Here is a 22,293-nt window from a genome sequence, read left to right on the forward strand (position 1 = left end):
GGGTCCGTTCCCGGCACGGCCTAGAGTGATCACGATCCCGATCCCCTATCGAAGAGGACCACCCATGAGCAAGCCCGAAATCGAATTCCAGGACGGGCCCGCGCCCGCCACGCTGGTGATCAAGGACCTCGTCGTGGGCGAGGGCACGGAAGCCAAGCCCGGCGACACCGTCGATGTGCACTACGTGGGCGTCGAGTTCGACAGCGGCGAAGAGTTCGATTCCTCCTGGAACCGCGGCGAATCCATCACCTTCCCGCTGCGCGGCCTGATTCAGGGCTGGCAGGAAGGCATTCCGGGCATGAAGGTCGGCGGCCGCCGGCAGCTCACCATCCCGCCGGAGCTGGCCTACGGCCCCGCCGGCGCCGGTCACCACCTGTCGGGCAAGACCCTGGTCTTCGTCATCGACCTGCAGGATGTGCTGAACTAAGCACCAGCGGCCCCAGAAACCGCCCGCGCCCGCCTCGCAATGCGAGGCGGGCGCAGCTGTATGGAGTTCGGGACCGCTGCTCTGATGGAGCTGCGATGCGCCTGCCGGGCGGAGCCGAGGCGATGCGGCTGCCGGGTGGAGCTGCGGTGCGGCTGCCGGGTGGAGCTGCGATGCGGCTGCCGGGTGGAGCTGCGGTGCGGCTGCCGGGTGGAGCTGCGATGCGGCTGCCGGGTGGAGCTGCGGCGCGCCTGCTCCGGTGGAGCTGAGCTTCGGGGCGGGGCCGGGTCTGCGCTCGAGTGGGGTTTCGGGGGCTTGCCCCCGAATCGCTACCGCCCAGGACCTTCCGGGGTCTCGGGGGCTGGGCCCCCGAGCTACCCCTGCCGGCTCTAGGAGCCTACGACCGTATTCATGATGGTTCCGGCGCTGGTGGCGGTGGCTCCGCCGATCATGGCGTTGGCGACCATCTTCGGGGATCCGGATCCGCCGCCCCACTTCTCCCAGGCGAATTTGCCGCCACCGTAGGTGATGGCCGCGATTCCGGACATCTGGGTGAACCAGGTGAAGTAGCGGAACATCTTCATCATCTTGTCGGCCATGGGTGGCGTCTCGGATGTGGGATTGCCCATCTGGGCGAGGACTGTGCCGTACATGTCGTGCGCGGACAACAGCATGCTCAAGATCGTTTCCTCTCCGGTACCTGGTGCGCGGGGGTTCGAGCCTTGGCGCGGGTAGAGCGGTAGTGCAAACGGGTCGATTAGAGCAATTCGGGCATGATTCTATCCGGAAGAACCGCTGATTGTTGCTGATTGTTTGCGAACGTTTATTTGCGAACGATATCCACCGGGTCCGCGAGCGCGGTCGCGATCACCGACTGCTGCGGCACCCCACGCTGCGGCAATGCGGTCAGCGCCTTGTCTGCCTGCGCGCCCAAAGTGGTCGTCACAGCCTGCAATTGGCTCACCCCGGAGGTGAGCGCCGACAGCGCGGCGAGCAGCTGCGTCTTACCCTCATCGGCCAGCTGCGGAATGCTCGCGGCCAGCTGCCCGCCCTGATTCAATTGCGCACTCGCCTCACCCAGGCGCGTCGCGCCATCCCGCAGCAGCTGCCCGATCCGGGTATTCGGCGTGACCGCGGTCCCGACCAGCGTGCCCACCCCGTCGAGCTGCGTCCCCGCCTGGTTCGCGACGGTCTGCAGCCCCTGCAATTGCGTGATGATGCTCGCCAGCTGCGGATCGTTCGCGAACGGCAGTGCCTGCAAGAGCGGCACGATCGAATTGATGCCCCCGCTGAGCTGGCTCGCGGCCTGCGAGACCTGCCCCACCGTGACCCCGGTCGAATCGAGCGCGGTGGCAAACTGATTCGCCTGCGTGGTGGCCGCCGCGACCGTGGTGTTCAGGCTGTTGATGGCCGAGGTGATCTGCCCGGCCCCGACTTTCGCCTGATCCAGGAAGGCGAGCATCTGATCCGCCCCGGACCCGAACTGCTGCGCCCCGTCGGCGGCGGCCTTCACGCCCGCGTTCAGCAGCATGGTGGTGAACTGCATCTGCGATACCTGCCCGCGCGCGGAGTTCATGGACGCGAAGACGGTGTCGAGTCCCGATGCGCTGATCTTGCGGGTCACCTCGGTCACCGCGTTGTTCACGGTATTCGCGTCGGCATGCTGGGCCGTATCCACGGAAACCTGTGTGCGCTGTGGTTTATCGGTGGCCAGCGTGGCGACCGAGGTGGACAGGTCCGCGGGCAGCGTGATGACGGCCGCGTAATCCTTGGTGGAGGCGGAATCCACCACATCCCAGTGACTGGTTCCGGTGTCCTGCAGCGCCCGCGCGATCTTCGCCCCCATCGGACCGGTGTCCTTATTGATGAGTGCCACCCCCGTCGGCGCGGCGGACAGCCGGGTATAGCCGATCACACCCGCCGTGACCGCGGCGGCGAGAATCAGAACGAGCAGGGCCCAGCGACTGCGTTTAGCGAACACCATGAGAACCGTAGAGGTCCGAAATGGCGCTAGCTCTGACGTTTGTCTGAGAGTTCGGTAAAGACTGGATTGTCCGGTATCTCCAGGACCAGTCGTACGCCGCCGAGCAGCCCGTCGTCGAAATACGCCCGGCCGCCGTGCAATTGCGCCTGCTGCGCCACCAGCGCCAGCCCCAGCCCGGACCCGCCCTTGGTGGCCCGGCTGCCGCGGAAGAACCGCTCGAAGACCGCGGTCCGCTCGTCCACCGGAATACCGTGACCATTGTCGTCGACCGATATGACTATGTGCCCGTGGGCATCTCGATGCGCGGACACCAGCGCCTCGGTCGCCCCGCCGTGCCGCGCGGAATTGGTGAGCGCATTGTCGATGGCCAGCCGCATCCCGGTCGGCAGGCCGCGCGTGACCAGCTCGGCATCGGTATCGACGCGCACCTTCAGCGTCGGGAAGTGCCGGCTCGCATCGTGCACGGCGGCATCGATGAGTTCAGCCACATCGGTGGCCACATGGTCGCGCACATTGGTGAGATCACCGGCGGCCAGGCGTTCCAGCGCGGCCAGGGTGGACTCCACCCGATTCTGCCCGCGATGCAGATCGGCCAGGATTTCCGCGCGCTGCGTCTCGTCCAGATCGAGCGTGCGCAGCACCTCGAGGTCGGTGCGCATGGCGGTCAGCGGCGTGCGCAGTTCGTGCGCGGACACGGCGGCGAAATCTCGGGCGGTCTCCAGCGCCGCCGCGGTCTCGGCCTGCGCCCGGTCGATGCGCAGCAGCATGGTGTTGACCGCGTCGGCGAGCTGTTCGGCCTCCCGCACCCCGGAGCCGTCGACCGGTTGCGGCACACCGGGTTTGCCGTGCCCGTCCAGCCGCTGGGTCAGATTCTCGATGGGCCGCACCGCACGCCCGCCGAACAGCCAGCCGAGTCCGGCCGCCGCGGCGACCGCCAGCAGCGCGGCCCACAGCACCCAGCGGCGCTGCGCGGCGGTGGCGCGTTCGTTCTCGGTGGTCGGAAGGCCGAGGGAGACAATGCGACCCGCGGGCTGATTCTGGGTCGTGGTCATCACCCGATAGGTATTGCCGTCCACCGTGACGGTTTGATTGCCCACCGGCAGCGGGGGCAGCTGAACCCCGGTACTCGCCAGGGATCCATCGGCATTGCGCACGGTCAGCGCCAGATCATTGGTGGGCCCGAGCACCCCGAGCACGGTCACCGCGAGCACCGGTTCGATCAGTACCACCCGCGAGGTGACGGCCAGCTGCTGATCGGCCTGCGCCAGATTATTGCGCTCGATGGCGTACATGGTGAACCAACTCAGCACTGCCACAATGATTGTCGCGCCGAGCGCGGCCGCCGCGGCGACCCGGGCCCGCAGCGAATACGAGCGACGGCGAGTGCGGCGGCGGAAGCGGGGCAGGCGAAGGGCGTTCATTTCGGTGCGCGCAACACGAATCCGACGCCGCGAATGGTGTGCAGCAGCCGCGGCGTGCCGTCGATCTCCAGCTTGCGGCGCAGATAGCCGACAAAAACGTCCACCACATTGGTGTCGGCCGCGAAGTCGTAGCCCCACACCAATTCCAGCAGTCGTTCCCGGCTGAGCACCACGCCGGCGCTGCGGGCCAGCGTGGAGAGAAGTTCGAATTCCCTTTTGGTGAGCTCGATTTCGTCACCGTGCAGCAGAGCACGGTAGCCCGCGACATCCACTTCGAGCGGGCCCACGGTGATCGCGCCGGGAATGGTGGAGGCGGGCACATCGCTGCGGCGGCGCAGCAGCGCCTTGATCCGCGCCACCAGTTCGGCCAGGACGAAGGGTTTCACCAGATAGTCGTCGGCGCCGGATTCGAGTCCGGAAATACGATCGTCGACGGAGCTGCGCGCGGACAGCACGCAGATCGGCACCTCATTCCCCATGGCGCGCAATGCGGTTACCACGCCCGCGCCGTCGAGGATGGGCATATTCATATCGAGCACGATCGCATCGGGCGCCGCCTCGGTCACGGCGCGCAGCGCGGCCGCACCGTCCCGGGCGATGACCACCCGGAAACCCGAGAGCCGGAGCCCGCGTTCGACCGAGACGAGCACGTCCTCATCGTCATCGACGACCAGGACAGTCGGTACCTCGCCGCGTTCGCCCACGGGCTCCATACTGTCAGGCTCTACGTCAGTAGTTGTGGCAGGAGTCGGCGACCTGCTGGATCGAGGCGCCGATGCCGGAGGCGCGCGGGTCGTCGGTGTTGGCGGCGTCCGGGTGCTCGCTCATGTAGGCGTCGAATTCGGCCTGACGCTGGGCGATCGGCTGGTCGAACTTGGCCTGCAGTTCGGCCTTGGCCGAGGGGTTCTGATCGAGGTAGGTGGCCAGCGACGGGGCCTTGTCGTGCAGCGCGGCATCCACCTGCGTGAAGGTGCAGGTCGAATTCAGCAGCGGCCCGGCCAGATCCGCCGGGCTGGCGGAGGCGGTGGCCGGGACGAGCGAGATGGCGAGGGTAGCGAGCGCACCGGCTCCGAAGACTGCGGCGATCCGGCGATTACGGACGAAACTCATGCATCGACCTTTCTCGGCTAGCACGCGGAACCACGGTGATCCGCGCCAGGAATGTGCGCGGATCCCTCGATCCGTGCCCGCCCGACGCTAGGCCATCGGCATGGGGGGCGCTTGAGCCCTGTCTGAGAAAACCGTGAGGGTATGTGGCGCCGGACACAGGTCAGGCGGTCGGCGCGGGATCTCCGGTCGGCGCGGCGGCGGGGCCCTCGGTGGCATTGGGATCGATGCGGCGGAACGGCATGGTGGCGGCGGTCGCGGCATCGGCCGCCGCAATGCGCTCCTTGTCCTCCATGAGCGTCACCGCATCCCGGATCTGCTTCTCCAGGGTGGTCAGCATGCCCGCGTCCTCGATGGTCGGCGGCACCTCGTACGCATCACCCGCCGCGATCTGACGCATGGTGCGGCGCAGGATCTTTCCGGAGCGGGTCTTGGGCAGGGCGGTCACCGCGACCACGTCGTAGAGGGTGGCGATCGCGCCCACCCGCTGGCGCACCCGGTCGATGATCTCGGCGCGCAGGCGTTCGGGCTCGATATCGACACCGGCCTTGAGGACCACGTATCCGATGGGCCGCTGCCCCTTCAGCTCGTCCGGCACCCCGACCACCGCGGTCTCGGCGACCAGCGGATGCCCGGCGATGGCGGCCTCGATGCCACCGGCCGAGAGCCGGTGCCCGGCCATATTGATCACGTCATCGCTGCGGCCGAGGACGAAGAGGTACCCGTCCTCGTCGAAGTAGCCGGAGTCGCCACTCAGATAGTGGCCGGGATAGGCGGAGAGATAGGAGCGCTCGAAGCGCGCGTCGTCCCGCCACAGCGTGGTCAGCGTGCCGGGAGGCAGCGGCAGCCCGATGACGATATTGCCCTCGGTATTGGGCGGCACCGCATTGCCCTCGGAGTCCAGCACGCGCAGCCGGTACCCGGGCACCGGCACCGAGGCGGAACCGGCCTTGATCGGAAGTTGTTGCAGCCCGAGCGGATTGGCGCAGATGGGCCAGCCGGTCTCGGTCTGCCACCAGTGATCCACGACCGGGCAGTCGGGCCGGTCCGCGAGCAGAGTCTCGACGGACCACTCGTAGGTGGTCGGGTCCAGGCGCTCGCCCGCGCAGAACAAGGCGCGCAGCGAGGAGAGATCGTGGCGGCGGGCGGTCGCGGCCTCCGGATCGGCGCGGCGGATGGCGCGCAGCGCGGTCGGCGCGGTGAACATCACCTCGACCTTGTACTCGTCGACCATGCGCCAGAAGGCGCCCGCATCCGGCGTGCCGATCGGCTTGCCCTCGTAGAGCACCGTGGTCGCGCCGACGAGCAGCGGCGCGTAGACGATGTAGGAGTGCCCGACGACCCAGCCGATATCGGAGGTCGTCAGCATGACCTGGCCGCCGTCGATGTCGTAGATATTGCGCATGGACCAGGCCAGCGCGACCGCGTGGCCGCCGTTGTCGCGCACCACGCCCTTCGGCTTCCCGGTGGTCCCGGAGGTGTAGAGGATGTACAGCGGATCGGTCGCGGCCAGCGAGACGGGGTCGGCGGGTTCGGCGTCGCGGGTGGCGTCGTCCCAGTCCAGCCAGCGGGCGGCCACGGTCTCGGAGGAGGCGGGCAGGCTCTCGGTGGCGGCCTGATCGGCCGGAAAACGCATGGTGTCGAAGCCGTCGCGGTGCTTGACGATGACATTGCGGGCCGCGGTGGTCTGCGCGAGGTCGAGGGCCTGCAGCACGATCGGCGGGTATTCGATGCGACGTCCCGGCTCGAGGCCGCCGGAGGCTGTGATGATCAGCACAGGCTCGGCATCATCGATGCGGGCGGCCAATTCGTGGGCCGCGAAACCGCCGAAAACCACCGAGTGCACCGCGCCGATCCGGGCGCAGGCGAGCATCGCGATGACCGACTCCGGAATCATCGGCATATATATGACGACTCGATCGCCGGTTTTGACGCCGAGGCGCAGCATGGATCCGGCAAATCGGGCGACTTCGTCCAGTAGCTCCCGATATGTGTAAACCAGCCTGGCGCCGGTCATAGCGGAGTCGTATATTAGGGCGGGCTGATCGGCGCGACCCCCCTCCTGACCCGGGGAACCCTCCTCGGATGGTGTGATCTCGCGCACATGTCGATCGAGCGCATTGTAGGAGGTGTTGAGGCGAGCGTCCGGAAACCAGCGGGCCGTGGGGCGCGCAGTCGAGTCGACAATGTGGGTGGGCGGCACATCCCAGCTGATGGACTCGGCCGCGGTGCGCCAGAACTCCGAGGGATCGACCAGGCTCAATTGATACGCCGGTCGGTACTCCTGCTTCACGTTCAACCCCGTGACTCCCTAGCTCCGCAGCACGCATGTGAAGGGCATGGATGCCCGCCTCGATAGATCAGCCTGATTGTGGCAGACTTCACGCGACGTCCGGGCGGACGCCGCGACCTTTGATTTTGCCTGCAAACGGCAGGTCAGCGGCCGGTGGTTGCCAGAAGGTCACACAAGAAGTTATTGATCCGTTAGAATCGCATGTCACATATTTCGGCCGTCATGGACGCAATTTCTCGGCCAGCCGCAGTTCTCGGTCAGCTCTGCTTGTCGAGCCCAGCGTGCGATCGCGGAGGCTCGCTGATAGCGCGTGGCAGGGGCCAGTTTGGAAAGTGAGTGGGAGATGCGTGACGCCGCTAGGTCCGGCAGCAATAAGCGCTGGGCGCTGAGCAACTGGGACCTGCGATGGAAGGTGACGGCGGTGCTCGCCGTCCCGCTTTTGGTCGCCGTCGTGCTGGGTGCGTCCAGGATCTCGGCCGAATTCGCCGACTCGAGCCGTCTTGCCACGGCTGTCGATCATGTCGGGGTCATCCCGGCGATCACCGGTCTCAGTGCTGCCGCCGGCCAGGTTTCCTCGGGCCAGGCCATCATGATTTCGCCGACTCAATCCATGACCTCGGACCCTGAGCTCGCCGCCTTGGACACCGCCATCCAGTTCGCCGAGAAGGCGGCGCCGCGGGTGAGCGATATCCCCAGCGCGCGCTCCGCACTCGACGAGATGATCGTGAGCGCCAAGGCCGTCCGGGCCGAGGGCCTGGTGCCGACCAAGACGGTCGCCGACGCCACCGCCGCGACCGAGAAGATCCGCGGGGACAGCGTCAAGACGGTCGAGACGATCGTGGCCTCCGTCGCCGATAAGAATGTCGATCAATCCAAGCTGCGCCTGGTCGATTCGCTGAACACCCGCGCCATCATGGTCGGGGAGATCGCGGGCATCGCCGAGGCGCTACGCGGTAATTCCAAGGACGGCCTGCGCGACTTCACCATCAGCGCGAACACCGAACGCCAGATGCTCGGCGTGCTCGGGCACCGCTTCGCCGACGGTGACGCCTCCATCTCGGATCTGAACCGGCTCGTGGACACCCGCCTGCAGCTCACCACCGGTGCGCAGGCCACCTCGGGTCAGCTGCCGGTCGCCGATATCAAGGACTCGCTCGAGCAGAGCCTGAACATCTATCAAACGATCGTGAACAACTCCACCAAGGACATTGTGTCCCGGGTGGATTCGCTGGCGAGCACCGCGCGCACCGATGCCATCCGCTACTCGGTGATCGTCATCGCCACCATCCTCGGCGCGCTCGCGCTGGCCGTATTGATTGCGCGCGCGATGATCGTGCCGCTGCGCCGTCTGCGCCTGGCCGCGCTCCGTGTCGCCGAATACGACCTCGGCCAAGAGGCCACGCAGCTGCGTGACGGCGCCGATCCGGAAGATGTGCCGCTGGAACCGATGCCGGTGCACACCGATGAGGAAATCGGCCAGCTGGCCCGCGCCATCGACGATATCCACGGGCAGGCGCTGCGCCTGGCCGCCGACCAGGCCACCATGCGTACCCAGGTCAACGACATGTTCGAGACCCTGGCCCGGCGCTCCAAGTCGCTTGTCGATCACCAGCTCTCGCTCATCGAGGCGATGGAGTACGACGAGAAGGACCCGCGCCTGCTCGAAAACCTCTTCCGCCTGGACCATCTCGCCGCGCGTATGCGCCGCAACGGTGACAACCTGCTGATTCTGGCCGGTACCACCAAGCAGCGCCGCGGCAAGTCGGCCCCGGTCGAGATCGCGGACGTGCTGCGCGCCGCCATCTCCGAGGTCGAGGACTACGAACGCGTGAAGCTGGGCGCCACCCCGCGCGGCGCCCTGACCGAACCGGCCGCCTCCGATATGGCGCACCTGTTCGCCGAGCTGCTCGACAACGCACTGCGTGCCTCGCCGCCGGAGACGGACGTGAAGTTCACCTTCGCGCAGGCACACGATCAGGGTCTGCTCATCGAGGTCGCGGACCGCGGCATCGGTATGCCGCCGGCCGAGATGGCCGAGATCAACCGTCGTCTGGAAACCACCGCCGAGGTCGGCCCGGACACCGCGCGCCACATGGGCCTGTTCGTGGTCGGCCGGCTGGCCGAGCGCCACGGCCTGGTCGTGCGACTGCGCCCGACCTTCGATACCGCACGCGATCCCGGCGTGACCGTGACCGTGCACGTGCCCAAGCCCCTGATCGTCGGCACCAGCGGGCCCATTGCGGTTCCGCCGCAGTCCAATCAGCAGCAGCCGGCTCCGGCCGCGCCGCAGGGCGCCGGCAATCAGGCCGGTGCGCCGTCCTCCATGCAGATGCGTGCGGTCACCCGTACCGCGACCGGCAATGTCATGGTCACGGTGGATCCCGGTGTGAGCGGGCCGATTCCGGCCGGTGCGCCCGCTCCGGCGGCGGCCGGTGCGTCCACGGGTCTTCCGACCCGGCAGCCCGGTGTCGCGATTCCGGGTGGTCTGCCCGGCAGTGGCGGCGGCCTGCCGCAACGTCAGCCGGGCGTCAACGGCCCGACCGTCAAGCACACCGTGGCTGCCCCGGCGGTGGATAGACCGGGTGGCCTACCCCAGCGTGCTCCCGGCGCCAATGGTCCGGCCGCGCCGGCCGCACAGCCGGGCGCCAACCTCCCGCAGCGTCAGCCGGGCGATGGCCCGGCCCGCCCGGGCGGCGGTCTCGCCGCCAATATGCTTCGCCGCCAAGGTGGTCCGGGTGCTCCCGGCGGTCCGGGTGCCCCCGGTGGGCAGCCGCCGCGTCCGGGTGGACTGGGTGCTCCCGGTGGTCCGGGCGAGTCCGGCCTCCAGCAGCGCGGCCCCGTGCCGCCGCAGCGCGATCCGTCCGGTGGCCTGGCCCCCCGCGATCTGTCCGGCGGCCTGCCGCAGCGTGATCCGTCCGGCGGCCTGCCGCAGCGTGGTGATGCTTCGGGTGGCCTGCCCCAGCGTGATGCGTCCGGTGGTCTCCCGCAGCGTGATGCTTCGGGTGGTCTGCCGCCGCGTGACCCGTCCAGCGGTCTGCCGCAGCGTGGTGATGCTTCCGGTGGTCTGCCGCAGCGTCAGCCGGGCGTGAATGGCGCACCGGGCCGGGAGCCGAGCGTCGGCCTGCCGCCGCAGCGTTCCACGCAGGGTGGTCTGCCGACTCGCGATCCGGGCAAGAACGGCGCCCCGCAGAATGGTCAGCCACTGGGTGGTGCGGCGCCGCAGCGGGAAACCGGTCTGCCCCAGCGTGATTCCGCCCCGATCAATCGCCCGCAGCGTGATCCGGCAGCCGGTGGCCTCCCGCAGCGTGACCCGGCCGCAGGCGGACTGCCGCAGCGCGGCGATGCCTCGGGTGGTCTGCCGCAGCGTGATCCGTCCAACGGTCTCCCGCAGCGTGGTGATGCCTCCGGTGGTCTCCCGCAGCGTGATGCTTCGGGTGGTCTGCCCCAGCGTGATGCGTCCGGCAGTCTGCCGCAGCGCGATCCGGCCGCAGGCGGTCTCCCACAGCGCGACGCACTGGGCGCCCTGCCGCAGCGTGGCGATGCACCTGGTGGTCTTCCGCAGCGTGATCCGTCCAACGGTCTGCCGCAGCGTGATCCGGCGTCCGGTGGTCTGCCGCAGCGTGATGCCTCGGGCGGCTTGCCGCAGCGTGGTGATGCGTCCGGTGGCTTGCCGCAGCGTGAGGCCACGGGTGGTCTCCCGCAGCGTGATGCGTCCGGTGGTCTCCCGCAGCGTGACGCCACAGGTGGTCTGCCGCAGCGCGATGCCACCGGTGCGACCGGTCTGCCGCAGCGGGATACCGGCCGCCACGGCCTGCCGCCGCGCGATGCCGGTCTGCCGCAGCGTGATCCGGCCTCCGGCGGTCTGCCCCAGCGCGATGTGGGCCAGACGAACCTGCCCGGCCGTGACGCCAGTGGCAATCGCCTGTCGCCGCGTGATCCTGCCGCCAATGGCTTGCCGCAGCGTGACTCCGGATCGACCGGTCTCCCGCAGCGCGGCGACGCCTCCGGTGGTCTCCCACAGCGTGGTGATGCCTCCGGTGGTCTCCCGCAGCGTGATCCGGCCGCCGGCGGCGGCCTGCCGCGCCGCGCGCCGGGTGGCAATGGCGCGCCGCAGCAGGATGCCCCGTTCGGTGGTCTCCCGCAGCGTGCCCCGACCGGTGGTCTCCCGCAGCGTGATCCGGCCAGCGGTGCTCTGCCGCAGCGCGAGAGCGGCTTGCCGCAGCGCGACGGTGGTCTGCCGCAGCGTGGTGCGACCGGTCTCCCGCAGCGTGATCCGGGTGCGGGCCTCCCGCAGCGCCCGGCCCCGCTGCCCGGAATCGGTCTCCCGCAGAACGATTCCCTCGACCCGAAGGATCGCGGGCGGCACAGCTTCCGCTCGAATCCGCAGAAGGCGGCCTCGTTCTTCCAGACCCGTTTGCAGCCTGCGGGTGAGGCCGAAGCGTCCATGGGTACGCCGATTTTCGCCGAAATGATGTCGGCGTGGTTGACGGATCCCAGTGCGGACCGCTCCCAGGTGGCAAACTCCTTCGAATCACCGGGTGATGAGGGTTGGCAGGCCGCGCAGCGCGCCATCGAAGCCGAGCCGCAGCGGCGTACCCCTTCGGGTCTGCCGCAACGTGACCCGGGTAATCGTCTCGTGCCGGGCGGTGTGAACGGAAACGCTGACAAGCAGGCCCATCGCGACCCAGAATCCATCAGGTCGAGTCTGAGTCGGCATCAGCAGGGTGTCCGGGATGGCCGCGCAATGAAAGAAATGAACCTAACCGGAGATAAAGGAGACCGATGAACCCCGATCTAGGTGGTACGAAGCGTCAGCTGGATTGGCTGGTTTCGAATTTCGCCAATGAGGTTCCCGGCGTTGCGCATGCGGTTCTAGTTTCGGCGGACGGCCTGCTGATGGCCGCGAGCGCGCAGCTGCCCGTGGATCGCGCCGAGCAGCTGTCCGCCGTGACCGCGGGCCTCGCGAGCCTGTCGGTGGGTGTGTCCAATCTGTTCGAGGGCGGCACCGTGCTGCAGTCGGTCGTCGAGATGGAGCACGGATACCTGCTCCTGATGGCCGTCGGCGATGGCTCCTACCTCGCGGTGCTCACGAATACCTCGTGCGACATCGGACAGGTGGGATACGAAATGGCGTTGTTGGTCGAGCGAGTGGGCCAGACAGTCCAGGCCACACCTCGCGTCACGATGGGTTCCTGATGGCGGGATGGACATAGACAACGAACGCGTCGGTAGCGCCGAGCCGAGCCTCGTCCGCCCGTATTCCCTGACCGCCGGCCGTACGCGGCCGAAGGTGGAATTGGCGTTGGAGGCGCTCGTCGCATCGCATCCGGTCGCCCTCGAGCGGCAGTTCGAACTCACCAACATCGAGACGTCAATCGTGGAGTTGTGTAGAGAATCGCCGTCTGTCGCCGAGGTCGCCGCGCGCCTGGGTATCCCGATAGGGGTGGCCCGGGTGCTGGTCGCCGACCTCATCGATGCCGGCCATGTGCGGGTTTCGGCGACATTGAAAGACGATTCCAGCGACGATGAACGTCGCGAGCTGATCGAAAGGGTTCTCAGTGGACTCCGGCGTATTTGATTCGACGACACAGGTCGATACGCGCACAAGCAAGCCCACGTCGGCCAAGATCGTGGTCGCCGGTGGTTTCGGTGTGGGTAAGACGACCCTGGTAGGTGCCGTCTCGGAGATTGTTCCGCTGCGCACCGAGGCTTTGGTGACCAATGCCAGTGTCGGCGTGGACAGCCTCACGGGTGTCCCGTCGAAGGCCACCACCACGGTGGCCATGGACTTCGGCAGGATCAGTCTTGCCGACGATCTGGTGCTGTATCTGTTCGGCACGCCCGGCCAGTACCGCTTCTGGTTCATGTGGGACGACCTGATCCGCGGCGCCATCGGCGCGGTGGTGCTGGTCGATACTCGCCGCCTGGAAGACAGTTTCGCCGCCGTCGATTATTTCGAGGCGCGGAACCTACCCTTCCTGGTGGCGATCAATGAATTCGATGATGCGCCAAGGTATCCGGTGGAGGACATCCGTCAGGCACTCGCCGTGCCCGCGGATGTGCCGATCCTGTCGATGGATGCCCGTCGACGGGAACCGGTGAAGCAGGCGCTCGTCGCTGTCACCGAGTACGCATTGCGCAAGGTTGTGCAGGGCTACTAGTTTGCGGCCCCTTTCCGGGGCCGCAAACTGTCGCGCCGTCTGCGGCGCGGCAGACACGGTCTCGACGTTGACCGCAGCGACGTCGGGGTCCGGATAGGCTCGCGCCCGTGAAGATTTCGGCGCGCGAATTGCTCGGCGAATTGCTCGATCCCGGTTCCTTCGAGAGCTGGGATCGACCGCCGATCGAAGTCCCCGCTTCCCCGGCGTACCGGGCGGAGTTGGAGGCGGCCGCGTTGTCGGCGGGCACCGACGAGTCGGTGCTCACCGGTGCCGGGTTGCTGCGTGGGCGGCGTATTGCCGTAATCGCCTGTGAATTCAGTTTTCTCGCCGGATCTGTCGGTGTGGCAGCGGCCGAGCGCATTGTGTCCGCGGTGGAGCGGGCGACGGAGCTCGGCCTGCCGCTGCTGGCGTCGCCGACCTCCGGTGGCACTCGAATGCAAGAGGGCACAATCGCTTTCGTGCAGATGGTGAAGATCGCCGGCGCCGTCGCGACGCACCGGTCCGCGGGGCATCCGTATCTGGTGTATCTGCGGAATCCGACCATGGGTGGCGTATTCGCCTCGTGGGGATCGTTGGGGCACATGACTTTTGCCGAACCCGGGGCATTGATCGGCTTCCTGGGTCCACGCGTGTACAAGGCACTGTACGGCCGCAACTTCCCTGAGGGTGTGCAGACCGCGGAAAATCTCTACCACAGCGGCGTCATCGACGGCGTGGTGCCGGTCTCGGTGTTTCGCCGCATCGCGCACCGCACCCTGAATGTGCTCTGCGACGGACCGCAGCCGCTCACCGAAATGGAAAGCAACACTCGCGAATTCGACAATGGCGTGGGGATCCTGCAGGCCGGGCACGAACTGCGCGGTCCGGCGCTGCAGGTCGGTGACAATGTGCCGGCCTGGCAGTCGGTGCTCATCTCCCGCCGCGGCGATCGCCCGGGTATTCGGGACCTGCTCCGCCACGCGACCGATCGAGTTCCCCTGTCCGGCACTGGCCAAGGCGAATCCGACCGCACGGTGGTGCACGCCCTCGCCCGGCTGCGCGGCCAGCCGTGTGTACTCTTCGGCCACGATCGCGCCGGTCAGTCGCCCGAGCAGACGATGGGCCCGGCGGCGTTGCGGGAGGCCCGCCGCGCCATGCATCTGGCCGCCGAACTGCGGGTACCGCTGGTACTGGTCATCGACACCATCGGCGCCTCACTCTCCCGTGAGGCGGAGGAGCGCGGACTGGCTCCCGAAATCGCCCGCTGCATAGCCGATCTGGTGACCCTCGATACCCCGACGGTCTCGGTCCTGCTCGGTCAGGGCAGCGGCGGCGGCGCGCTCGCCCTGCTTCCCGCCGACCGAGTCTTGGCCGCCGCCAATGGCTGGCTCGCCCCCCTCCCGCCCGAGGGCGCCAGCGCCATCGTCTACCGCGATACCCTGCACGCCCCGATAATGGCTGCGACGCAGGGCATTCGCGCTACCGAGCTGCGTGCGGACGGCATAGTCGACACCATCGTCCCCGAATATCCCGATGCCGCCGACGAACCCGTGGATTTCGCCCTGCGCATGGTCTCGGCGATCGCCGTCGAACTCGCCGAACTGACCTCGAAGCCGATGGACGAGCTCCGTTCCGTCCGCCACAATCGCTATCGCCGTCTGGGGCTTCCCGGCTGATCGCTGCGGCCGATCTTGGTGGCACCGTTTTTGGGGGCTCACCGAAGTGCATGCATTTCACTAACGTGACGAAGCGACATAGATGGAAATGCTTGCGGCGTAAGGCAACTGCTTCGCGAGTACTGATCGCGGAGGCTTCTCATGTACAGAACCGTTCGTCTCATAGTGACCGGTGCGGTTGCGGCCGCGGCTCTGACCGCCGGTGCGGCCACCGCTTCCGCGGATACGGGTTCTGCCGGCTCGGGTTCGGCTTCCGGCTCGTCGAGCATGGTTGTCTCGATCGTGCGGGCGCTGGAGTACAGCCTGGGCGCGACGACCGGCAGTTCGGCAGCACTTCAGACCCTGATGATCGGTTCCGGATCGTTCTCGCATTGCGACTTCAGCGTCGGCGACAACCCGTCGTGCTATCCCTTCTAACCGATGCGGAATGCTGATAGTTAGCTCGTTCACATCTGGATATCCGGGGCTGACACGCGCGGGCGCGTGGTTGACGCCCCGGTAAACCGCTTCTACGGTCGGAATGGTGACTTACCGGAGCGAGACCAGCGCAGTTCCTTCCATCGTCCTGAACGACGGGCAGGTCATGCCGAAGCTCGGCTACGGCGTGTTCAAGGTCGCCGCCGAGGAGGCCGTCGATGCGGTGGCGGCCGCACTGCAGGTCGGCTATCGGAGTATCGATACCGCGGCCATCTACGGCAATGAGTCCGAAGTGGGCAGCGCACTGCGGGAATCGGGCCTGCCGCGTGACGAACTGTTCGTCACCACCAAGCTGTGGAACAGCAATCAGGGCTATGACTCCACGTTGCGCGCGTTCGACGAGAGCATGAAGCGTCTCGAGCTGGACCGTTTGGACCTCTACCTGATTCACTGGCCGATTGCTGAGGCCGGGCTGTACGTGGATTCGTTCCGCGCGCTGCAGGCTCTCAAGGCGCAGGGCCGGGTCACCTCCATCGGCGTCTCCAACTTCACCCGCGCGAATCTGGAGCGGGTGATCGCCGAGACGGGTGAGGCCCCGACGGTGAATCAGATCGAGCTGCACCCCTACCTGCCCCAGACCGAACTGCGCGCCTTCCACTCCGAGCACGGCATCATCACCGAGGCCTGGAGCCCCCTGGGCCGCGGCGCCGAGCTGGAGGATCCGGTCATCGCCGCCATCGCGGGCGAGACCGGCCGCACCGCCGCCCAGGTGATCCTGCGCTGGCATATGCAACTCGGCAATGTGGCCATCCCCAAGTCGGTCACCCCATCCCGTATCGCCGAGAACTTCGAGGTCTTCGACTTCGAACTGACCGATGAGCAACTGTCGCGAATCAACAGCCTGGACAACGGCACTCGCATCGGCCCCGACCCGGACGCCTTCCAAATCGACGCCCCCGCCTGATCCCTCGCGGCCCGCGCCCGCCTCACCGCTGTGGCCACCTGCTGTCGATGAGGTCGGCGAACATCCGGGTGACGCGGTCGGCGAGCGCGGCCGCGGTGGTGCCCATATGCGCGGACCGCGCCTCGAGTTTGCCGTCGAGGGTGAGCGAGGCCAGTCCGTGCGCGAGACTCCACCAGGCCAGGGCCAGGGTTTCCGCGTCCTCGGCCGGTAGCTCGCCCGCCCGGGTGGCGTCGGCGAGCGTGTCCTCGAGGATCGCGAAGGCGGCGTCGCCCGCATCCTCGGTATCCGGATGGTTGTGCGGCTGGGAGAGTTCCGGGCGGAACATCAGCCGGAAGTAGGTGGGGTGTTCGCGCGCGAATCCGACGTATCCCTCGGCCATCTCGATGAGCGCCTCGCGTGCCGAGGTGGTGGTGTCACGGATGGAAACCAGTGCCGCGCCGAGCAATTCGAAGCCGCGGGTGGAGAGCGCGGCCAGCAGCGCCGCCCGATCGGTGAAGTGGTGGTAGGGCGCGCCCGGACTCACCCCGGCCTCGCGGGCGACCCGCCGCAGGCTCACCGCAGCCAGTCCCTCGGTGTCGATCAGCCGCAGCGAGGCGCGCAGGAGTTCTTCGCGGAGGTCTCCGTGGTGATAGCGGTCCTTGGTCGGCGACATGGAATGAGCGTAAGGGGTTGACTTCCCCGCGCCCCGGCATCTATACAGTGTTTAGATTCTGAACACTGCTTAGATTGGAACCCGCTCATGTCCGATCTCGTTCTTGTCACCGGCGCCTCCGGCTATGTCGCCGGGCATGTCATCAGTGAACTGCTCAGCAATGGCTACCGGGTGCGGGGAACCGTCCGCTCGCCGGGCCGCGCGAACCTGTCCCATCTCGACGGCGTGGAGCTCGTCGCGGCCGACCTCGGCTCGGATGCCGGCTGGGCCGATGCGGTCGAGGGCTGCCGCTACGTCGTGCACACCGCCTCACCCTTCCCGTCCGCCGAGCCGGAACACGAAGACGACCTGATCCGCCCCGCGGTGGACGGCACCCTCCGCGTGCTGCGCGCCGCCGCCGCGGGCGGTGTCGAGCGCGTGGTGCTCACCTCCTCGGTGGCCGCCGTCCGCTGCGGCAACCCCGGCCGCGACCTCACCGAAGCCGATTGGTCGGATCCCGCCGCCTGCAACGCGTATGAGAAGAGCAAAACCCTCGCCGAGCGCGCCGCCTGGGATTTCGTTGCCGAAAACCCGAAACTTGAACTGTCCGTGATCAATCCGGGCATGATTCTCGGCCCGGTGCAGCGCGCAGTAGCCGGCACCTCCGTCGACGCGGTCCGCCTGCTGCTGTCCCGCGAAATGCCCGGCGTCCCGAATTTCGGTTTCGCCACCGTGGACGTCCGTGATCTGGCCATCGCACACCGCCTCGCCATGACCGCACCCCAGGCGGCAGGCAGCCGCTACATCTGTGCGGGAGAACAGGTTTCACTCCCCACCATGGCCCGCGCCCTGGCCACCACCTACCGCGTTCCCACCCGAGTCCTCCCCGACTGGCTGATCCGCCTCACCGCCCGCTTCAACCCGGCAGCCCGCACCGCAGCCCGCTACCTCGGCCAGCAGGAGCGAGTCAGCGCGGCCAAGGCCCGCACCGAACTCGCCTGGACCATGCGCCCCATCGAACAAACCCTCCTCGACACCGCCGCCAGCCTCATCCGGTTCGGCCTGGTCACCGATCCGGGCGCACCCCGCGGCAAGAGTGCGCCCGCTGCCTCTCGGCCTGCCGTGGTGTAGTCCCTGGTCAGGGGCGGCGGCGAACCGCTACGCCGGCTGCGCCGAGGGCGAGGACGGCGAGGGTGAGGCCGATGCCGCCGAGCCAGCGTGCGGTGTTGTCGGAGGCTGCCGGGGTGTCGTGGCCGCTCGTTTTGGGGGCGAGGTCGAGGGTGGGGATGGGGCGTTCGGGTTCGGAGCCGTCGGGGTTGTCGGACTGGTCCCAGGTGACGACTTCGCCGTCGGAGTAGGTCTGGACCGCCGGGAAGGTGATGCGGTCCTGGTCCGGCAGGTCGTCGGCGAGGACCTGGAATTGATCGAATTGTCCTGGGCCGATGCCGTTTCCGGCATCGGCGGTCCAGGTGATCGCGGTGACGTGCCCGTCGCCGTCCTTGGTGACGGCCGATTTCCAGCCGGGCTTGGGCTGGGTATCGGCGGCGAGTAGCGCTGGGAATCGGACGGTCAGCGCGACGGTCGCGCTGTTGGTGGAGGATTCGTTCGGGACGCGGAAGGTCAGTACGGCGTCGCCGGAGCGGGTGGCGCCGGGCGCGGATACGGCGACGTGTGCGGAGGCGACACCGGTGGCGGCGAATAGCGGCACGGTGGTCAGCGCGGTGATCAGCACCGTCCGCGAGATGGGTGACAAGGACATGGCAGGCCCTCCGAGCGGCGGCCGGAGCCGCCGATTGCTGGATTCAACAGTGCGGGTGCATATTTCGGGCAGACGATTCGCCTCACGAGCATGCGCGAGGCGGACATCGCCGGCGCCGGTTCGGGGGTATCCCGCCGACCGTGGCGAGATACCCCCGACTCCTCGGGCGGGTGCTCAGCCCTGGGCGGCGTTGAGGGTGTTGATCACCTGGATCACGCTCACCACCGTGACCGGAATGCCCACCGCGAGGGTGCCGATCGCGGTGCCGAGACCGGCGCCCACGCCCGCACCGGCAATGCAGCCGCCGGGCGCGCCGACCAGGAACGCCGGCGGCATCAGCGTGGTGCCGACCACCGCTCCGGCGACGCAACCGCCGGCCAATCCGATTGCGGCGCCGACCATTCCGCCGATCGCGGTGGCCAGTCCGATCTGCGTGCCGGCCACGCTGAGCGCGTCATTGAAGTCGTCCTGCGAGAAGATCGGCTTCGCTTCGGTCACCGCGGCGGCAGCGGCGGGATCGGTGCTGGGAGTGAGCGTCACGGTCCGGCCGTCGGCGTCGATCTGCGCCGCGATCGGCCAGTCCTTCTGGTCCAGCCGGTACGTCAGCGGCATACCCAGGGCGAGATTGCCCTGGGCGTCCAGCACCTCGAGCTGGGCGCCGCGCACAGTCAGCCGTCCGGCATCGGTGCGCAGCACGACCGAGTGGTCGACAACATTGGCGGTGTAGTGGATCCCGGGCAGCACATCGGTGCTGACGGTGGCGCCCGGCCGATCCGCCGCGACGGAGACGTCGGCGGCCGCGGTGCCGCTGGCGACGGCCACGGCGGCAATGGTGAGGGCGGCGGTCGCGGCGAACTTCTTCATGCTCTTCATCAGGTGTCCTTCGGTACGAACCGGGGTTCGCGAGTTGCCAAGTGTGAGTGGGGGAGCCGGCCTACTGCGCGGGAGTGCCGCTACCGGCGGTGGTGAGGGTGAAGGCGCGCTGCCCCTCGATGTGATGGCCGTCCTTGGAGGTGACGGCGAAATGCGTGGTGTAGACACCGGCCGGGCCCAGCGGAACCAGATCGATGCTGAGGCTGCGCCCGTCGATGTGCAGGTCCCCGTGTGACCAGGTATTGCCGTCCGGTCCGGTCACGGTCAGTGCCGGATCGTCGACCTTCTCGTTGAAGGTGACGCTCACCTGCGGCGGCCCCGCATCCAGTACCGCGCCGTCGGCGGGTTCGCTGTGGGTGACTCGCGAATGCGCGCTCGCCACACCGGTATCCAGTGCGGTGGTCACCAGCACGGAGGCGGACAGCACGGTCAATGCGGCCAGTATCGGGCGCAGCATTTTATTGCTCGGCACAACAGATTCCTTTTCCGCCCATGAATGTGTTCAGGGCAGTGAAATTCGGCAATTGGGCATGACAAAGCCCCGAATGGTCGAATGGTGATTCGTCATCGCATTTCCGGGTCGATACGGCGCACAGATCTACCGCATCGAATCTCGGCGATTCCCGCAGCGGTCACAGAGCCGGTGCGGGCGAAGGGAAGTCACGTCGAAGGCGCGTGCCGACCGATGCGGTCAGAACGCCGTGGTGACAGCTCTCGGCAGTGGTGGCCCGCGCCTGGATATGGCGTCACGCAGCAGCCCGGCGCCCTGCGGATGTCCGGCATGCGGTGCGCGCAGCACCGGTTCATCGATCGGCGGATAGGGATCGAACCTGGTCAGCAGGGTCCGAACCACCTGGGACACAGTCCCGTACAGCCGTTCGGCCGCGGTGATGAGCAGGGCGCAGAGCAGTGTCGCAATGGCGTGCCCGGCCAGCATTTCCCAGCCCGTACGGCTGGCGTTCTCCATCATCGCGGAATTGGCGTCGGTGGGACCGGTGGCCATATCCATCACGTGGTGGGAGAGGAACTGACCCACCGCGAGCAGCGCGAACAGCCGCATCCGCCCGCGACCAGCGGATGAGCCGACTCCGGCGCCGATCAGACTGCTCACCAGCAGTACCAGCGCCAGCGCCGAGGAATCCGGCAGTCGCCCTTCGAATCCGTGCGCGGTAATGGCGAGAACTCCGCAGGTGCCGCCGGCCAGGGCTCCCCGTGCGCGATCGGTCGAATTCACGAGATGATCACCGCGCGAGCACGCATCATCATCGGAGACAACCTTTTCTGGCAAGGGCCCGGAAGGGCGAGGATCGCGATTACTATAACGGGACGATCCGGAATTTCGGAAATGGCTGCCGGGCCGCGAATCCCGCTATTCGCACGGCCGTGTTTATCGGTGCGGCAGGCCCAGATAAGTGGTGAGTTCCACGGCGGCCGCGCGACCGGCCCGATTGGCGCCGATGGTGCTGGCGGACGGTCCGTATCCGATCAGATGAATGCGCGGATCGGCTGCCACCTGGGTGGCCAGCTGCCCGGTCATGGTGATGCCGCCGCCGGGCCCGCGCAGGCGCAGCGGGGCCAGGTGATCGAGCGAGCTGCGGAATCCGGTGGCCCAGAGGATGACGTCGATATGCTGGAAAGTGCCGTCGGCCCAACGGATTCCGTCGGTTTCGAGATGGTCGAACATGGGCTTCCGGTCGAGTACCCCGCGTGCCCGGGCGGCGCGCACGCGGTCGTCCTCGGGGAGCCCGGTCACCGATACGACCGACCCGGGCGGCAGTCCGCGCCGCACCCGGTCCTCGACCATGGCGACCGCCGCGCGACCGTCCTCGGGCCCGAAGCTCTTGTCGCGGAACACCGGTTCGCGCCGGGTGACCCACGTGGTCTTCGTCACCTGTGAGATTTCGTCGAGCAGCTGGATGGCGGTGATGCCGCCGCCGATCACGAGCACCTGCTTACCCGCGAATTCCGCCGCGGTGCGGTAGTCGTGCGCGTGCAGCTGCCTGCCCCGGAAGCGGTCGGCGCCGCGGTAGTAGGGGATGAAGGGCTTGTCCCAGGTGCCCGTGGCATTGATGAGCCCGCGGGTGCGAATGCTGCTGTCCACCACCGGTGTAGAGACCGTTCGGTCTTCATAGGCACCGCCGCCCGGCCGGGTCTCCGCATGCAGCAGACCGTCGACCTCTTCATTCGGGCAGGTCACAGCGCTGGACCGATCGCACACCACCCGCACCGACACCGGCCGGTGCACCCGCAGATCGAAGCGCTTCTCGTACAACTCGAAGTACTGCGGCACGGCCGTGGCCGCCTGCGCATGCTCCGAACCCGCCGGCAGCGTCTCCTCGAAGGACATCCCGGGCAGATCGTGCACCCGATTCACCGTGCTCAAAGTCAGTGACGGCCACCGGAACTGCCACGCCCCGCCCGCCGCGGGGGAGTGGTCCACTATGAGGAAATCCTGTTCGGGTCGCAGCCCGAGCCGCCGCAGGTGGTAGCCCACCGACAGACCGGCCTGGCCCGCACCGATCACCAGGATCTCGACATCGGGTGTTGCGGTCACGAACCAGACGGTACGCCCGCTTACAGTTGAGATGACCATGGGTACGCAGC

General features: G+C 67.8%; 20 protein-coding genes and 1 pseudogene. 9 read left to right on the forward strand and 12 right to left on the reverse strand.

The genetic code is table 11. The features are described from left to right. Window positions 1-64 precede the first annotated feature (64 nt). Complete coding sequence (locus tag OG326_RS05750) at window positions 65-427, forward strand: FKBP-type peptidyl-prolyl cis-trans isomerase (RefSeq protein WP_297623128.1); 363 nt, start codon at window positions 65-67, stop codon at window positions 425-427. A 386-nt stretch (window positions 428-813) separates the two neighbouring features. Here OG326_RS05750 and OG326_RS05755 read toward each other — a convergent pair whose 3' ends face one another. The 6 genes from OG326_RS05755 to OG326_RS05780 form a co-directional block, all read right to left on the reverse strand. Beyond that, on the reverse strand, window positions 814-1,098 hold the full coding sequence (locus OG326_RS05755; protein ID WP_297623395.1) for a hypothetical protein: 285 nt from the start codon (window positions 1,096-1,098) through the stop codon (window positions 814-816). Between the two features lie 149 nt (window positions 1,099-1,247). Further along, a complete protein-coding gene (locus OG326_RS05760) occupies window positions 1,248-2,405 on the reverse strand; it encodes a hypothetical protein (RefSeq protein ID WP_327143561.1) in 1,158 nt (385 codons plus the stop codon). 29 nt (window positions 2,406-2,434) lie between these two features. Next, window positions 2,435-3,829 carry a sensor histidine kinase gene (locus tag OG326_RS05765; RefSeq protein WP_327143562.1) on the reverse strand — a complete coding sequence of 465 codons (1,395 nt, stop codon included), beginning with the start codon at window positions 3,827-3,829 and terminating at the stop codon, window positions 2,435-2,437. After that, a complete protein-coding gene (locus OG326_RS05770; RefSeq protein ID WP_297623122.1) occupies window positions 3,826-4,542 on the reverse strand; it encodes a response regulator transcription factor in 717 nt (238 codons plus the stop codon). The genes OG326_RS05765 and OG326_RS05770 overlap by 4 nt, the downstream gene beginning before the upstream one ends. A 16-nt stretch (window positions 4,543-4,558) precedes the next feature. Further along, window positions 4,559-4,939 (reverse strand): hemophore-related protein, encoded by a 381-nt coding sequence (locus tag OG326_RS05775; RefSeq protein ID WP_327143563.1) that lies wholly within the window; start codon window positions 4,937-4,939, stop codon window positions 4,559-4,561. A gap of 160 nt (window positions 4,940-5,099) precedes the next feature. Continuing rightward, window positions 5,100-7,235 carry an AMP-binding protein gene (locus OG326_RS05780; RefSeq protein ID WP_327143564.1) on the reverse strand — a complete coding sequence of 712 codons (2,136 nt, stop codon included), beginning with the start codon at window positions 7,233-7,235 and terminating at the stop codon, window positions 5,100-5,102. A gap of 1,360 nt (window positions 7,236-8,595) precedes the next feature. Between OG326_RS05780 and OG326_RS05785 the strand changes: the two are divergent. The 7 genes and pseudogenes from OG326_RS05785 to OG326_RS05815 all read left to right on the forward strand — a co-directional run. Further along, window positions 8,596-12,015 (forward strand): annotated as a pseudogene (locus OG326_RS05785) (ATP-binding protein); the annotation flags it as partial. Then, window positions 12,012-12,425, forward strand: coding sequence for a roadblock/LC7 domain-containing protein (locus tag OG326_RS05790; RefSeq protein WP_029930951.1), 414 nt, complete (start codon window positions 12,012-12,014; stop codon window positions 12,423-12,425). The pseudogene OG326_RS05785 and the gene OG326_RS05790, both read left to right, overlap by 4 nt. 7 nt (window positions 12,426-12,432) lie before the next feature. Then, window positions 12,433-12,807: a DUF742 domain-containing protein gene (locus tag OG326_RS05795; protein ID WP_297623103.1), complete on the forward strand. Its 375-nt coding sequence runs from the start codon at window positions 12,433-12,435 to the stop codon at window positions 12,805-12,807. Further along, window positions 12,788-13,390 (forward strand): GTP-binding protein, encoded by a 603-nt coding sequence (locus tag OG326_RS05800; protein WP_174562575.1) that lies wholly within the window; start codon window positions 12,788-12,790, stop codon window positions 13,388-13,390. Before OG326_RS05795 ends, OG326_RS05800 begins: the two co-directional genes overlap by 20 nt. Window positions 13,391-13,497: 107 nt before the next feature. After that, window positions 13,498-15,045, forward strand: coding sequence for a carboxyl transferase domain-containing protein (locus tag OG326_RS05805; protein WP_327143566.1), 1,548 nt, complete (start codon window positions 13,498-13,500; stop codon window positions 15,043-15,045). A gap of 141 nt (window positions 15,046-15,186) precedes the next feature. Beyond that, window positions 15,187-15,462, forward strand: coding sequence for a hypothetical protein (locus OG326_RS05810; protein ID WP_327143567.1), 276 nt, complete (start codon window positions 15,187-15,189; stop codon window positions 15,460-15,462). Window positions 15,463-15,568: 106 nt separating this feature from the next. After that, window positions 15,569-16,426 carry an aldo/keto reductase gene (locus OG326_RS05815; protein WP_327143568.1) on the forward strand — a complete coding sequence of 286 codons (858 nt, stop codon included), beginning with the start codon at window positions 15,569-15,571 and terminating at the stop codon, window positions 16,424-16,426. A 22-nt stretch (window positions 16,427-16,448) separates the two neighbouring features. Here OG326_RS05815 and OG326_RS05820 read toward each other — a convergent pair whose 3' ends face one another. Next, complete coding sequence (locus tag OG326_RS05820) at window positions 16,449-17,078, reverse strand: TetR/AcrR family transcriptional regulator (RefSeq protein ID WP_327143569.1); 630 nt, start codon at window positions 17,076-17,078, stop codon at window positions 16,449-16,451. Window positions 17,079-17,165: 87 nt separating this feature from the next. Between OG326_RS05820 and OG326_RS05825 the strand changes: the two genes are divergently transcribed. After that, entirely contained in the window at window positions 17,166-18,188 is a 1,023-nt protein-coding gene (locus OG326_RS05825; protein ID WP_327143570.1) for an SDR family oxidoreductase, read from the forward strand. Window positions 18,189-18,195: 7 nt separating this feature from the next. On the opposite strand, the gene OG326_RS05830 is transcribed toward OG326_RS05825, so the two are convergent. From OG326_RS05830 to OG326_RS05850, 5 genes are all read right to left on the reverse strand, one after another. Next, window positions 18,196-18,816, reverse strand: coding sequence for a YcnI family copper-binding membrane protein (locus OG326_RS05830; protein ID WP_327143571.1), 621 nt, complete (start codon window positions 18,814-18,816; stop codon window positions 18,196-18,198). Window positions 18,817-18,990: 174 nt separating this feature from the next. Further along, entirely contained in the window at window positions 18,991-19,689 is a 699-nt protein-coding gene (locus OG326_RS05835; RefSeq protein WP_327143572.1) for a hypothetical protein, read from the reverse strand. A 61-nt stretch (window positions 19,690-19,750) separates the two neighbouring features. Then, on the reverse strand, window positions 19,751-20,161 hold the full coding sequence (locus OG326_RS05840) for a copper resistance CopC family protein (RefSeq protein WP_327143573.1): 411 nt from the start codon (window positions 20,159-20,161) through the stop codon (window positions 19,751-19,753). Window positions 20,162-20,380: 219 nt separating this feature from the next. After that, window positions 20,381-20,923 carry a hypothetical protein gene (locus tag OG326_RS05845; protein ID WP_327143574.1) on the reverse strand — a complete coding sequence of 181 codons (543 nt, stop codon included), beginning with the start codon at window positions 20,921-20,923 and terminating at the stop codon, window positions 20,381-20,383. A gap of 153 nt (window positions 20,924-21,076) precedes the next feature. After that, window positions 21,077-22,243, reverse strand: coding sequence for an NAD(P)-binding domain-containing protein (locus tag OG326_RS05850; protein WP_327143575.1), 1,167 nt, complete (start codon window positions 22,241-22,243; stop codon window positions 21,077-21,079). Window positions 22,244-22,293 lie beyond the last annotated feature (50 nt).

Origin of the sequence: Nocardia sp. NBC_01327 (genome assembly GCF_035958815.1) — a bacterium.
GTDB lineage: Bacteria > Actinomycetota > Actinomycetes > Mycobacteriales > Mycobacteriaceae > Nocardia.